Source organism: Pseudomonas sp. LBUM1670 (assembly GCF_059695695.1).
The window spans coordinates 2108908-2122903 of the sequence record NZ_CP166783.1 but is presented as its reverse complement, the minus strand read 5'-3'; the positions used below and the strand labels follow the sequence as shown (position 1 = coordinate 2122903).

12 protein-coding genes and 2 tRNA genes are annotated in these 13996 nt (G+C 60.0%); 2 read left to right on the top strand and 12 right to left on the bottom strand.

The genetic code is table 11. The annotated features are described in order from the left end of the window. Positions 1 to 126 precede the first annotated feature (126 nt). The 5 genes from asd to leuC all read right to left on the bottom strand — a co-directional run bounded on the left by asd (position 127) and on the right by leuC (position 5417). A complete protein-coding gene (gene asd, locus ACA073_RS09670) occupies positions 127 to 1239 on the bottom strand; it encodes an aspartate-semialdehyde dehydrogenase (RefSeq protein ID WP_008037636.1) in 1113 nt (370 codons plus the stop codon). 68 nt (positions 1240 to 1307) lie between these two features. Further along, on the bottom strand, positions 1308 to 2390 hold the full coding sequence (leuB, locus tag ACA073_RS09665; protein ID WP_497403064.1) for a 3-isopropylmalate dehydrogenase: 1083 nt from the start codon (positions 2388 to 2390) through the stop codon (positions 1308 to 1310). A gap of 50 nt (positions 2391 to 2440) precedes the next feature. Further along, entirely contained in the window at positions 2441 to 3205 is a 765-nt protein-coding gene (locus tag ACA073_RS09660) for a class I SAM-dependent methyltransferase (protein ID WP_497403063.1), read from the bottom strand. 137 nt (positions 3206 to 3342) lie between these two features. Further along, positions 3343 to 3987: a 3-isopropylmalate dehydratase small subunit gene (leuD, locus tag ACA073_RS09655; protein WP_497403062.1), complete on the bottom strand. Its 645-nt coding sequence runs from the start codon at positions 3985 to 3987 to the stop codon at positions 3343 to 3345. A gap of 11 nt (positions 3988 to 3998) precedes the next feature. Then, on the bottom strand, positions 3999 to 5417 hold the full coding sequence (leuC, locus tag ACA073_RS09650) for a 3-isopropylmalate dehydratase large subunit (protein ID WP_497403061.1): 1419 nt from the start codon (positions 5415 to 5417) through the stop codon (positions 3999 to 4001). Positions 5418 to 5564: 147 nt separating this feature from the next. Here leuC and ACA073_RS09645 point away from each other — a divergent pair, with 147 nt between their 5' ends. Together ACA073_RS09645 and ACA073_RS09640 are read left to right on the top strand one after the other, a co-directional pair. Then, positions 5565 to 6455, top strand: a complete 891-nt coding sequence (locus tag ACA073_RS09645; protein ID WP_497403060.1) for a LysR family transcriptional regulator — start codon at positions 5565 to 5567, stop codon at positions 6453 to 6455. Positions 6456 to 6521: 66 nt separating this feature from the next. Then, the gene (locus ACA073_RS09640; protein WP_497403059.1) at positions 6522 to 9800 is read left to right on the top strand and encodes a sensor domain-containing protein; all 3279 of its coding nucleotides are present in this window, start codon (positions 6522 to 6524) and stop codon (positions 9798 to 9800) included. 157 nt (positions 9801 to 9957) lie between these two features. Here the strand turns inward: ACA073_RS09640 and ACA073_RS09635 are convergent, their stop codons facing one another. From ACA073_RS09635 to ACA073_RS09605, 7 genes are all read right to left on the bottom strand, one after another. Then, positions 9958 to 10404 (bottom strand): Hsp20 family protein, encoded by a 447-nt coding sequence (locus ACA073_RS09635; RefSeq protein ID WP_497403058.1) that lies wholly within the window; start codon positions 10402 to 10404, stop codon positions 9958 to 9960. 120 nt (positions 10405 to 10524) lie between these two features. Beyond that, positions 10525 to 11484 carry a tRNA dihydrouridine synthase gene (locus ACA073_RS09630; protein WP_497403057.1) on the bottom strand — a complete coding sequence of 320 codons (960 nt, stop codon included), beginning with the start codon at positions 11482 to 11484 and terminating at the stop codon, positions 10525 to 10527. Positions 11485 to 11678: 194 nt separating this feature from the next. Further along, positions 11679 to 12116 carry an acyl-CoA thioesterase gene (locus tag ACA073_RS09625; RefSeq protein WP_497403056.1) on the bottom strand — a complete coding sequence of 146 codons (438 nt, stop codon included), beginning with the start codon at positions 12114 to 12116 and terminating at the stop codon, positions 11679 to 11681. A gap of 48 nt (positions 12117 to 12164) precedes the next feature. Beyond that, a complete protein-coding gene (locus ACA073_RS09620) occupies positions 12165 to 12998 on the bottom strand; it encodes an alpha/beta fold hydrolase (RefSeq protein WP_497403055.1) in 834 nt (277 codons plus the stop codon). 30 nt (positions 12999 to 13028) lie between these two features. After that, positions 13029 to 13568, bottom strand: a complete 540-nt coding sequence (locus tag ACA073_RS09615; RefSeq protein WP_497403054.1) for a TetR/AcrR family transcriptional regulator — start codon at positions 13566 to 13568, stop codon at positions 13029 to 13031. Positions 13569 to 13752: 184 nt separating this feature from the next. Next, a tRNA-Glu gene (locus ACA073_RS09610) sits at positions 13753 to 13828 on the bottom strand. A gap of 80 nt (positions 13829 to 13908) precedes the next feature. Next, positions 13909 to 13984, bottom strand: a tRNA-Ala gene (locus ACA073_RS09605). Positions 13985 to 13996: the final 12 nt, after the last annotated feature.

Genomic DNA, 13996 nt, shown 5'->3' with positions numbered 1-13996 from the left:
ATTTCAAATGTGGGAGCGGGCTTGCTCGCGAAGGCGGCCTGTCAAGCACCTGATCAATGTCAGGCTGTCGACAATAAAAAACCCGCACCTCTTTCAAGGCACGGGTTCTTTCATTACTTCAATCAATCAACGCTCAAGCAGAATCCGCAGCATGCGACGCAGCGGCTCGGCCGCGCCCCACAGCAGTTGGTCGCCGACGGTGAACGCGCCGACGAACTGCGAACCCATGTTCAGCTTGCGCAGACGGCCAACCGGAACATTCAGGGTGCCGGTGACCTTGGTCGGGCTCAGCTCCTGCATGCTGATGTCGCGGTTGTTCGGCACCAGTTTGACCCAAGGGTTGTGCTGGCTGATCAGCCCTTCGATGTCGGCGATCGGCACGTCTTTGTTCAGCTTGATGGTCAGTGCCTGGCTGTGGCAGCGCATGGCGCCGACGCGCACGCAGATACCGTCCACCGGGATCGGACTCTTGAAGCGACCGAGGATCTTGTTGGTCTCGGCCTGGGCCTTCCACTCTTCGCGGCTCTGGCCGTTCGGCAGTTCCTTGTCGATCCAAGGGATCAGGCTGCCGGCCAGCGGTACGCCGAAGTTTTCGGTCGGGTATGCGTCGCTGCGCATGGCTTCGGCCACACGGCGGTCGATGTCGAGGATGGCGCTGGCCGGGTCGGCCAGTTGATCGGCGACAGCGCCGTGAGTCACGCCCATTTGCTTGATCAGTTCACGCATGTGCTGCGCGCCGCCACCGGAGGCCGCCTGATAAGTCATGGCGCTCATCCACTCGACCAGACCGGCCTCGAACAGACCGCCCAGACCCATCAGCATCAGGCTGACGGTGCAGTTGCCACCGATGTAGTTCTTGGTGCCCGCGTCGAGCTGCTGGTCGATGACCTTGCGGTTCACCGGGTCCAGCACGATCACCGCGTCGTCCTGCATGCGCAGGCTGGAAGCGGCGTCGATCCAGTAACCCTGCCAGCCGGCTTCGCGCAGCTTCGGGAAGACTTCGCTGGTGTAATCGCCACCCTGGCAGGTCAGAATCACGTCGAGGGTTTTCAGCTCTTCAATGCTGTAAGCGTCCTTGAGCGGAGCAATGTCCTTGCCCACGGACGGGCCTTGGCCACCGACATTGGAAGTGGTGAAAAACACCGGCTCGATGAGATCGAAATCCTGCTCTTCCAGCATCCGCTGCATGAGCACGGAACCGACCATACCGCGCCAACCGATCAGACCTACACGTTTCATCGCAACTACACCTTATTGAAAAGTGGGCCGCTGCTTTCGAAGTGGAAAGTGGCAGCGGGCCCGAGAGATTACAGATTCCGCAGCGCGGCGACTACTGCGTCACCCATTTCCTGCGTACCGACTTTAGTGCAACCGGTCGACCAGATGTCGCCCGTGCGCAGGCCCTGGTCCAATACCAGGCTAACGGCTTTCTCGATCGCATCCGCCGCGCCCTGTTGGTTGAAGCTGTAACGCAACATCATCGACACCGACAGAATGGTCGCCAACGGGTTGGCGATGCCCTTGCCCGCGATGTCCGGCGCCGAACCGTGGCACGGCTCGTACATGCCCTTGTTGTGGGTGTCCAGCGACGCCGACGGCAGCATGCCGATGGAACCGGTGAGCATCGACGCCTGATCGGACAGGATGTCGCCAAACAGGTTGTCGGTGACGATCACGTCGAACTGCTTCGGTGCGCGCACCAGCTGCATGGCGGCGTTATCGACGTACATGTGGCTCAGTTCGACTTCCGGGTAATCCTTGGCCACTTCCTCGACGATTTCACGCCACAGCTGGCTGGAAGCCAATACGTTGGCCTTGTCCACCGAGCACAGTTTCTTGCCACGCACCATGGCCATGTCGAAACCGACACGGGCGATGCGGCGGATTTCGCTTTCGCTGTACGGCAGGGTGTCGTAGGACTGACGCTCGCCGTTTTCCAGGGTGCGGGTGCCGCGTGGCGCGCCGAAATAGATACCGCCGGTCAGCTCGCGAACGATCAGGATGTCCAGACCGGAAACGATTTCAGCTTTCAGGCTCGAAGCCTCGGCCAATTGCGGGTACAGGATTGCCGGGCGCAGGTTGCCGAACAGGCCCAGTTGCGCACGAATTTTTAGCAGGCCGCGCTCAGGGCGGATGTCACGTTCGATGGTGTCCCATTTCGGACCGCCCACCGCGCCCAGCAGGACAGCGTCGGCTGCGCGGGCACGCTCCAGGGTTTCGTCGGCCAGCGGCACGCCGTGCTTGTCGATGGCGGCGCCGCCGATCACATCGTGGCTCAGTTCGAAGCCCAGGCTGTACTTGTCGTTGGCCAGTTCCAGCACCTTGACCGCTTCGGCCATGATTTCCGGGCCAATACCGTCACCCGGGAGAATCAGAATCTGCTTGCTCATGCTTTCCTCATGTCATCAGTCGGTGTGCCCAGGGCACTCCCGGAAAAATTCTATCGTTCCGCCATCAGCACCAGCACATCTGTACTGAACGAACCATCGGCCTCAATCTCAAAATATTCGCGTACTTCGTTGCCCATCGACTGCTGCAACTCGCGGATCGCGGCGCGCATCACTGGCGGTGTGCGCATGCGTTCGACCCAGGAGCTGTACTCCAGACGCAGGCGTTGACGCGTAGTGCTGCGAGTGTGCAATCCCGCCTCGCTGACCTGACGCAGCCACTCGCCAGCGGAATAATCGCGCACATGGCTGGTGTCGCGCAGCACTTCGACGCTTTGCAGGTAAGTGTCGAACAACGGACTACCCGGTGACAACACGTCGATGAACGCCGCCACGCCGCCCGGTTTCAGCACCCGGCGGACTTCACGCAGGGCCAGGCCGAGATCGCTCCAATGGTGCGCCGAATAACGGCTGAAGACGAAATCGAACTCGCCCTCGGCGAACGGCAGGCGTTCGGCGGCGCCGAGGACCGTGGTTACATTACTCAAACCCCGATCAACGGCTGCGACGGCGACCACGTCGAGCATTTGCTGCGAGAGGTCGCAGGCCACCACTTCTTTCACCAGCGAAGCCACATGAAAACTCACGTGACCGGCGCCGCAGCCCAGGTCCAGCACCCGGGCATCGCCCTGCCCGGCCAGCTCAGCTTGTAGCAGGGCGAATTCGGTGCCTTGAGCGTGGACGGCGCTGCTCAAGTAGGCCGAGGCCTGTTCACCGAATTGCTTTTGTACAACCTGAGTGTGGGCGGTGCTGGTCATAGTGAAGCCCTTGTATTTGTGTTGCTGAGCTGCCGTCTTCGCGAGCAAGCCCGCTCCCACATTGGAATGCATTTCAAAAGGTGGGAGCGGGCTTGCTCGCGAAGAGGCCGGTTCTACCTACATAAATTTCGGATCAATCAAGCATCACGGAACAACCACGGCTGACTCGCCCGATGCTTGGCTTCAAACGTCGCAATCGCCTCGTGATCCTGCAAAGTCAGGCCGATGTCATCCAGACCGTTGAGCAGGCAATGCTTACGGAATGCGTCGATTTCGAAGTTCAACACCTTGCCGTCCGGACGGGTCACGGTCTGGGCTTCCAGATCAACCTGCAACTGGTAGCCAGGATTCGCTTCAACCTGCTCGAACAGTTCATCTACTTCAGCGTCGCTCAGGATGATCGGCAGCAAGCCGTTCTTGAAGCTGTTGTTGAAGAAGATGTCGGCGTAGCTCGGCGCGATGATGCTGCGGAAACCGTATTCTTCCAGCGCCCATGGCGCGTGCTCGCGGCTGGAGCCGCAACCGAAGTTCTCGCGGGCCAACAACACGCTGGCGCCTTGATAACGCTCGGCGTTGAGGACGAAGTCCTTGTTCAACGGGCGCTTGGAGTTGTCCTGGTACGGCTGGCCCACATCCAGATAACGCCACTCATCGAACAGGTTCGGGCCGAAACCCGTGCGCTTGATCGACTTCAAGAACTGCTTCGGGATGATCTGGTCGGTGTCGACGTTGGCACGATCCAAAGGCGCGACAAGACCAGTGTGCTGGGTAAAAGCTTTCATGCTGCGCTCCTTTAGATCAATTCACGGACGTCGACGAAACGACCGTTTACCGCGGCAGCGGCGGCCATCGCCGGGCTCACGAGGTGGGTACGACCACCGGCGCCCTGGCGGCCTTCGAAGTTGCGGTTGGAGGTCGATGCGCAATGCTCGCCCGACTCCAAACGGTCCGGGTTCATCGCCAGGCACATCGAGCAACCCGGCTCGCGCCATTCAAAACCGGCGTCGAGGAAAATCTTGTCCAGGCCTTCCGACTCAGCCTGCGCCTTCACCAGACCCGAGCCCGGCACCACGATGGCCTGCTTGATGGTCGAAGCCACTTTGCGGCCCTTGGCGATGACGGCCGCAGCGCGCAAATCTTCGATCCGCGAGTTGGTGCAGGAACCAATGAATACGCGGTCCAGCTGAATGTCGGTGATCGCCTGATTGGCGGTCAAACCCATGTACTTCAAGGCGCGCTCGATGGAGCCGCGCTTGACCAGGTCCATTTCCTTCGCAGGATCGGGAACGTTCTGATCAACGGCCAGGACCATCTCAGGTGAGGTGCCCCAACTGACTTGCGGTTTGATCTGAGTAGCGTCGAGTTCGACGATGGTGTCGAACGAGGCGTCTTTATCCGTTACCAGGTCTTTCCAGGCTTCGACGGCCAAGTCCCATTCCGCGCCTTTCGGTGCAAATGGACGGCCCTTCACGTAGGCCACGGTTTTCTCGTCCGCAGCCACCAGACCTACGCGAGCGCCGGCCTCGATGGACATGTTGCAGATGGTCATGCGGCCTTCGACCGACAGATCACGAATCGCACTACCAGCGAACTCGATGGCATGGCCGTTACCGCCAGCGGTGCCGATCTTGCCAATGACAGCGAGAACGATGTCCTTGGCCGTCACGCCGAACGGTAATTTGCCTTCGACGGACACCAGCATATTCTTCATTTTTTTGGCGACCAGGCACTGGGTGGCGAGCACGTGCTCAACCTCGGACGTGCCGATACCGTGAGCCAAGGCACCGAATGCGCCGTGGGTCGAGGTGTGGGAGTCGCCGCAGACCACGGTCATGCCCGGCAAGGTCGCGCCCTGCTCCGGGCCGATCACGTGAACGATGCCTTGGCGCACATCATTCATCTTGAATTCGACGATGCCATATTCGTCGCAGTTGTCGTCGAGGGTCTGAACCTGCAGACGCGAGACCTGATCAACAATGGCTTCGATGCCGCCCTTGCGCTCCGGCGTGGTCGGTACGTTGTGGTCCGGGGTCGCGATGTTGGCATCGATGCGCCAAGGCTTGCGCCCGGCCAGACGCAGGCCTTCAAAGGCTTGCGGCGACGTCACTTCGTGGATGATGTGACGATCGATGTAGATCAGCGCAGAGCCATCATCGCGCTGTTTGACCAAGTGCGAATCCCAGAGCTTGTCGTAGAGCGTTTTGCCGGCCATCAGACGGTTTCCTCATCAGCTTGTTTCTATGCCCCGGGCTATGAAGTTTCAATAACCCTTTGGCTTGTGAGGTCGATCCTAGGGGGTTACATTAAATAACTCAAATTCATATTTTTTATGCTTTGGATAACCAACTGGAATACAGCAATGGACCTCGCTAACCTCAATGCCTTTATTGCCATCGCCGAGACCGGCAGCTTCTCCGGCGCGGGGGAACGGCTGCACCTGACGCAACCGGCAATCAGCAAACGCATTGCCGGGCTGGAGCAGCAATTGAAGGTGCGCCTGTTTGATCGTCTGGGCCGCGAAGTGGGCCTGACCGAGGCCGGCCGCGCCCTGCTGCCGCGGGCCTATCAGATTCTGAACGTGCTGGACGACACCCGTCGCGCCCTGACCAACCTGACCGGCGAAGTGAGCGGTCGCCTGACCCTGGCCACCAGCCACCACATTGGTCTGCACCGTTTGCCGCCTTTATTAAGGGAGTTCACCCGCCGTTACCCGCAAGTCGCGCTGGATATTCAGTTCCTCGATTCGGAAGTGGCCTACGAAGAAATCCTCCATGGTCGCGCCGAGCTGGCCGTCATTACCCTCGCGCCCGAGCCCCACGCTCTGGTCAAGGCCACGCCGGTGTGGGACGACCCGCTGGATTTCGTGGTCGCCCCGGAACATTCACTGATCAGCAATGGCGCGGTCAGTCTGGCGGATATCGCCCTGCATCCGGCCGTATTTCCTGGCGGCAACACCTTTACTCACCACATCGTCCAGCGCCTGTTCGAAGCCCAAAGCCTGACGCCGAACATCGCCATGAGTACGAATTATCTGGAAACCATCAAGATGATGGTCTCGATCGGCCTGGCCTGGAGCGTTTTGCCGCGCACCATGCTCGACGATCAAGTTGCACGAATACCTTTGCCGGGCATACAACTGACTCGCCAGCTAGGCTATATCTTGCACACCGAACGGACGCTGTCGAATGCAGCACGGGCTTTTATGGCCTTGCTGGATGCACAAATCGATCTGCCAGGGACTAAAGGCTAACTTGTGCTACTCCTATAGAGCCTCGATTTCCTGTGCCTAACGCCCAATTCAGCTCAAGGCCTGCCAATGCCGAAATCTGTTGACCGTATTCCACCGATGCCACGTATCCAGGCGCTTGACCCGAAACGGTCCGAGCAAAGCTGGGAAAGCGCGCCACAGCTGCTGGCCGCCCTCAACGGAGCACGTCTGGGCGCCTGGTATTGGGACATCGAGCGCGGGCAAATCAGTTGGTCGCGGGGCACGCAGGCTTTGTTCGGGTTTGACCCCCGGCAGCCGTTGCCGGCCGATCTGGAATACCTCGACCTGCTGCCGCCCGAAGACCGGGCCAAAACCATTCGCGCGTTCCACGCCGTGATTGCTGGCGCCCCGCTGGAACAAGCCATGCACCACCGCATCCGCTGGCCCGACGGCAGCCTGCACTGGCTGGAGATCAATGGCAGTTTGCTGCCGGATAAACAGGGTCGGCCGCGCATGATCGGGGTGATTCGCGAGATCACCCACCAGCGCCAGCGCGAACAGGCGCTGAGCAGTTCGGAAAAGCGCTTTGCGACGCTATTTCACTTGTGCCCGAACATGGTGTTGCTGACCCGCCAGGAAGACGGCCTGATCTCCGAAGCCAATCAGTATTTCGAAAGCCTGTTCGGCTGGCCGGTGCAAAACGCGATTGGCCGTACCACCCTCGAACTGGGCCTGTGGGTACATCCGGAGCAACGCGAGAAACTGGTCAAGGCGACCAAGGCCAAGGGCGAGCTGATCAGCATGGAAGTGCAGTTTCGCGCTAGCAATGGCCAGGTCCACGACGGCATTCTCAGCGCGCAAAAAGTCGAACTCGAGGGCCAGCCCTATCTGCTCAGCACCTTCCTCGACACGACTGAAAGCAAGGCCGCCGAACTCGCCCTGAAAGACAGCCAGGAGCGCCTTGACCTGGCGCTGGACTCGGCGCAACTCGGCACCTGGGACTGGCACATTCCCAGCGGCATGCTCTATGGCTCGGCCCGGGCCGCCCAGTTGCACGGACTGGAACCCATACCTTTCCATGAATCGTTCGACGCGTTTTTCGAAGGTGTGCCCGGCGAAGAGCGCGACAGCATGCGCGATGCCTACCGCAGTCTGCGCGAAGGCCCGGCGGGCAATTATCAGTTGACCTATCGCGTTCAGCTCGAGGACGGCAGTTCGCGCTACCTGGAAAGCCGCGCCCGCCTCTACCGCGATGATAACGGCGTACCGCTACGCATGGCGGGGACCTTGCTGGACATCACTGATCAGGTGGAGCGCGAACAGAAGCTGGTCGCCTCCGAAGAGAAATTTGCCACCCTGTTCCAGGTCAGCCCGGACCCGATCTGCGTGACTCGCCAGGACACCGGCCAGTTCATCGAAATCAACTCCAGTTTTACCCAAACCTTCGGCTGGAGCACGGCCGAGGTGATTGGCCGCAGCGCCGATGAAATCGGGCTGTGGGACGCGTCGGCAAAAAGCCTGCGACGGATCGAACAAGTCATCCGCGAACAGGGCCTGAACAACGTGGCGATCCTCGTTCAGCACAAGGATGGCCAAACGCTGACCTGCGTGATTTCCAGCCGCCAGATCAGCGTCGGCGACCAGCCGTGCATCGTCACCAACTTACGCGACATCACCCAACAACAACGATCGGAAGCGGCGCTTAAAGCCAGCGAAGAGAAGTTTGCCAAGGCCTTCCACTCCAGTCCCGACGCCATCACCATCACCGAACGCGACACCGGGCGCTATCTGGAGGTCAACGATGGTTTTTGCCGCCTGACCGGCTATCGCGCCGATGAAGTGGTCGGCCGCACGGTGTACCAGGTCGGCATCTGGGCCGAAGAAAAACAACGCTCGGCGCTGCTGGCCGAGCTACAGATCAAGGGCCGGGTGCATCACCAGGAGATGCTCGGGCGCAACAAGCGCGGTGAACTGCTGACCGTCGAAGTGTCGGTGGAACCGATCACGCTCAACGAAACCGCGTGCCTGCTGCTGACCGCGCGGGACGTCAGCCTGCTGAAAAACGCCGAAGCGCAGATCCGTCACCTGGCCTACCACGACCCGCTGACCAACCTGCCCAATCGCGCGCTGTTGATGGATCGCCTGAGCCAGCAGATCGCCCTACTCAAACGCCACAACCTGCGTGGCGCCCTGATGTTTCTCGATCTCGACCACTTCAAGCACATCAACGATTCGCTCGGCCACCCGGTGGGCGACACGGTGCTGAAGATCATCACCGCCCGCCTTGAAGCCAGCGTGCGCATGGAAGACACCGTCGCGCGGCTGGGCGGCGATGAATTCGTGGTGTTGCTCAGCGGCCTGGAAGGTTCGCGCAATGAAGTCAGCGAACAGGTCCTCGACCTCGCGGACACCTTGCGCGAACTGTTGTCCGAACCGATGTTCCTTGATGGTCAACGCCTGCAAGTGACACCGAGTATCGGCATCGCGCTGATTCCCGATCACGGTTCAACGCCGACCGACCTGCTCAAACGCGCCGATATCGCGCTTTATCGGGCCAAGGATTCCGGGCGCAACACCACGCAGATGTACCACAACACCATGCAAAAGGCCGCCAGTGAACGCCTGCGCATGGAAACCGACTTGCGCCTGGCCCTTTCCCGGGGCGAGTTCGAGGTGCATTACCAGCCTCAAGTGGACGCTCGCGACAACCGCATCGTCGGCGCCGAAGCGCTGGTGCGCTGGAGCCACCCGGAACTCGGCGCACAATCGCCGACCGAATTCATCAAGGTCCTGGAGGACAGCGGTTTGATTCTGGAAGTCGGCACCTGGATCGTCGACGAAGTGTGCGCCGCCTTCAAACATTTGATCGCCAGGGGCTTGATAGACCCGTTGAATTTCAGCCTGTGCGTGAACATCAGCCCGCGGCAATTCCGCCAGAACGACTTCGTCGAGCGCATCGAGCACAGCCTCGACAGCCACGGCCTGCCCTGCTCGCTGCTGAAACTGGAAATCACCGAAGGCATCGTCATCCAGAATCTGGAAGACACCATCGGCAAAATGCGTCGCCTGAAAAAACTCGGCGTGAGCTTCGCCATGGACGACTTCGGCACCGGTTATTCCTCGCTGACCTACCTCAAGCGACTGCCGGTCGACACCCTGAAAATCGACCAGTCATTCATCCGCGACGCCACCACCGACCCCAACGACGCCGAGATCATCCGCGCCATCGTCGCCATGGCCCGCAGCCTGGAATTGAAAGTGATTGCCGAAGGAGTGGAGACACCGGAACAGCTTGAATTTTTGCAGGGGCTGGGTTGCCATTTTTATCAGGGGTATTTGCACAGCGCGCCGTTGCCGGTGGAGGCGTTCCAGAAACTCCTCAAGTAGCTCTTTGTAGGAGCGAGCTCGCTCGCGATGGCCGTCAACGATTACTCGTTCATTCTGGATGAACGCGCCGCCATTAAGTTTTTCGCGAGCAAGCTCGCTCCTACAGGGGACAAGGGACAAAAAAGGGCGCCAGTGGCGCCCTTTTCATTGCCCTGCCTTAGTGCTGCAGAGCTGGTTTTTGCGTCCCGTTGATCGGGATGCGTTTGGCTTTCGCCTCTTCCGGAATCACCCGCAACAGGTCGATGCTCAACAGACCGTTGCGCAGGTCGGCGGCCTTGATCTCGATGTGATCGGCCAGGCGGAACGACAATTTGAACGCACGCTGGGCGATGCCTTGATGCAGGAAGGTCACGCCTTCCGTCGCGTCACGTTTGCCGCCACTGACGGTCAGCACACCCTTCTCGACTTGCAGTTCCAGGTCTTCTTCCTGGAAACCGGCTGCCGCCACGACGATCCGGTATTGATCGTCACCGTGTTTTTCCACGTTGTAAGGTGGGTAGGTGCTGCCTGGCTCGTTGCGCAGGGCGGTTTCGAACAGGTCGTTGAAACGGTCGAAGCCTACCGAGGAACGGAACAGTGGAGCCAGGGAAAATGCAGTAGTCATGATTCAAATCTCCTGAAAACAATCAGCAAGTTTTTTGTCTCCGCGACCCGAATTCGGCATCGCGTAACCCCTAGATAGGGACCGCTGTTTACTTTTCAAGAGATTATTTGAAGATTTTTTTCAGGCCGCTTCAGCCACCTGCAGGCCCAGCAAACGCGAGACCTGATCCAGCTCCGTTTCTCGGCGCAGCACGGTAAACAACTCAACCGCTTCGGGATAATTTCGCGTCAGCATGGCCAGCCACTGCTTCAGGCGACCGGGCGATTGGCGGGGTGTCATCTGCGCCTTGGCCTGCAGCCAGAAGTCCTGAACCAGCGGCAGCAACTCGGCCCAGGTCATCTCGACCACCTCTTCACCGGCACGTGCAGCGGCGATTTGCCGGGCGAGGTCCGGACGCGACACCAGCCCGCGACCGAGCATGATGTCTTCCACGCCGCTGATTTCACGGCAACGACGCCAGTCTTCAACACTCCAGATATCACCATTGGCGAACACTGGCACCTTGACCACTTCCTGCACTCTGGGAATCCACTCCCAATGTGCCGGCGGTTTGTAACCGTCCATCTTGGTCCGCGCATGCACCACGATATGTTCCGCGCCGCCTTCGGCCAGGGCCGTGGCGCAGACCAGCGAGCCGTCCGGGCTGTCGAATCCGAGACGCATCTTCGCGGTGACCGGAATGTGCGCGGGAACGGCGCGACGGACATGCTCGACGATCTGGTTCAGCAATTCAGGTTCTTTGAGCAGTACCGCGCCGCCACGGGATTTGTTGACGGTTTTGGCCGGGCAGCCGAAGTTCAGGTCGATGACTTCGGAGCCCAACTCGCAGGCCAGCGCCGCGTTTTCCGCCAGGCACACCGGATCGGAACCCAACAGCTGCACGCGCAACGGCACGCCAGACGCGGTGCGCGCACCCGTCAGCAGTTCAGGGCCGAACTTGTGGAAATAGGCAGGCGTGAGCAACTGATCGTTGATCCGGATGAACTCGGTCACGCACCAATCGATACCGCCCACACGGGTCAGCACGTCCCGCAGGATGTTGTCGACCAACCCCTCCATGGGTGCCAAAGCAATTTGCATGAAAAACACACTCGACGAAAAACGTGCGGCAGTTTACTGGTTTCGGCGGCTGGAAGGTATTTCGTCAGACGGGGTGGTGGCGTTTGTGCAGACGCCTTCGCGGGCAAGCCTCGCTCCTACAGGTTTTGTGTCGTTCACCATTATGCGAACGACGCAACACCTGTAGGAGCGAGGCTTGCCCGCGAAGGGATCAATTAGATCGCGACTTGCAACGCCGGGCCGTAGCCTTCGATGAATTCGACCGGCATACGCTTGGGCCTGCCCGTGGACAATTCAATACAGACAAACGTGGTCTGCGCCCGCAGCAACGTGGTGTTGTCGCTCGGGCGTTTCAGCTGGAAGTGCCGGGTCATTTTCAGACGCTGATCCCAATCGACGATCCAGGTCGCCAGTTGCAACTCATCGCCTTCATACGCCGCGGCAAGATAATCGATCTCGTGCCGCACCACCGCCATCGCCCGATCCAGCCGCCGGTACTCGACCAGATCCAGACCGAGCCGCTGAGAGTGGCGCCAGGCGCAGCGCTCGAGCCAGGTCACATACACCGCGTTATTCGCGTGACCCAAGCCGTCGATGTCCTCGGCGCCCACTTCCAGATCAATGATAAATGGCGTTGCCCGATCCCAGCCCATGCCCCACTCCCGGTCAGATTATGTAGACCGGGGCAGTGTAACGGATGCTCAGGCCGATTGGCGCGATTGCAGGCTGCGGCCGGCCAGCAGTGATAACACGCCATCAATCACCCGAGGGTCGGCAAGCACCCGTTGATGACCGCCTTCTTCCAGTCGCAGCAGACGGCTGTCGAACCAGGCATCGTGGATCAGCTGCGATTCCTTGACCGGGACGAAGCAGTCGTCTTCGGCGTGAACGATCAGCCCGGGCATGTCGAGTTGATAGTGCGAGACATCCAGTGCCGCGGCGCGCATGCCGACGTCTTTCTCAACCTGGCGAATGAATGCCGAACGGGCTTTAGGCGGCAGCCGCACGTAGCGCGCGAAACCACGCAGCACCCCGAGAATCCGCGCCGGAGCGGCAATCGTCACCAGGGTTTCAGTGCGCAAACCCAATTGGACGGCGAGCATGGCGCTGGCACCGCCCATCGAGTGACCGATGACCGCCTGCAGCGGCGGCAACTCGGCGGCGGCCTCGAGCATGGCCCGGGCGAACAGCACGACGTTTGCTTCGTTGCCCGGTGAACGACCATGCGCAGGGCCGTCCAACGCAACGACGGTGTAACCGGAATCAACCAGCGCGGTGATCAGACTGGCAAACTGCGTCGGCCGCCCTTCCCAACCGTGCATCAGCAACACCGCCGGGCCTTGCCCCCAGCGCAACGCTGACAGGCCGAAGCGTAAAGTGATGCGCTCGGACTTCGCCAGTAACGGCAATTCCCAATCACGCGGCGGCAGATCCCGCGGCGTCATGAATGCCAGTCGCATTTTGCTCGCGACCAGTTTCGGAGCAAACCAGCCCAAGGTGCCATTAACGCCACGAACCCACTTTAACGTGCTCATCGCTCTCACTCCCAAGGCTCGGCCTTCAGGTCATAGCACCGCCGACTTGGCGGCACGCAGCAATCGATCGGACAATTCTCCAGGCCCCAGCGCCCGCGCCAGAGCCAGACCACCCACCATCAAAGCCATGTCGGCCAGGGCTTTGTCGGTGTCTTCCGGGCTGGCCGCCAACTGCGCGACCATCATTTCCACATGCTCATTCAACGCCACGCGAAACGCGTCCGGCAGACGCCCCAGCTCGCCGACGGACGCCGGGATCGGGCACGCCGACTCAGAGGAATCACGGTGTTTGCGTGACAGGTAAAACGCAGCAACCAAGGCGCGACGCTCTTCGCCGGTCAATTCGGAGTCCATATCGGCGATCAAGCCACGGCGATAACCCAGCAGTTGCTTGAACGCCTCCAGCATCATCGCGTCCTTGCTTTCGAAGTGCGCATAGAAGCCGCCAACCGTCAGGCCGGCTGCGCCCATCACTTCGCCCACGCTTGGTTCGGCCGGGCCACGCTGAATCAGCGCTGCGCTGGCGGCCTTGAGGATGCGTTCGCGGGTTTGAGCTTTTTTATCGTTCATCGTTGCCTCCGAATATTACGACTAGAATATTATTCTCATAATAATTTTACGCAAGTCGTGAGTGTGACCGCTGGTCTGAAGCACAGTTTGAAAGAAATGAGGGGATTTGGCCAAACGCCAGACAAACAAAAGGGCCATTCAATAATTGAATGACCCTTATAAAATCCCGCAGAGCGGGTAATCGTGGCGTCCCCTAGGGGACTCGAACCCCTGTTACCGCCGTGAAAGGGCGGTGTCCTAGGCCACTAGACGAAGGGGACGCAAAACCTTCTATACAACTGATCAGTGCTGAGAGCTGATCGATTCAAGGCCGGTGTGGCCAGACCTTGAACTGTAAAATTGGTGGAGCTAGACGGGATCGAACCGTCGACCTCTTGCATGCCATGCAAGCGCTCTCCCAGCTGAGCTATAGCCCCGGATTTTTCGCC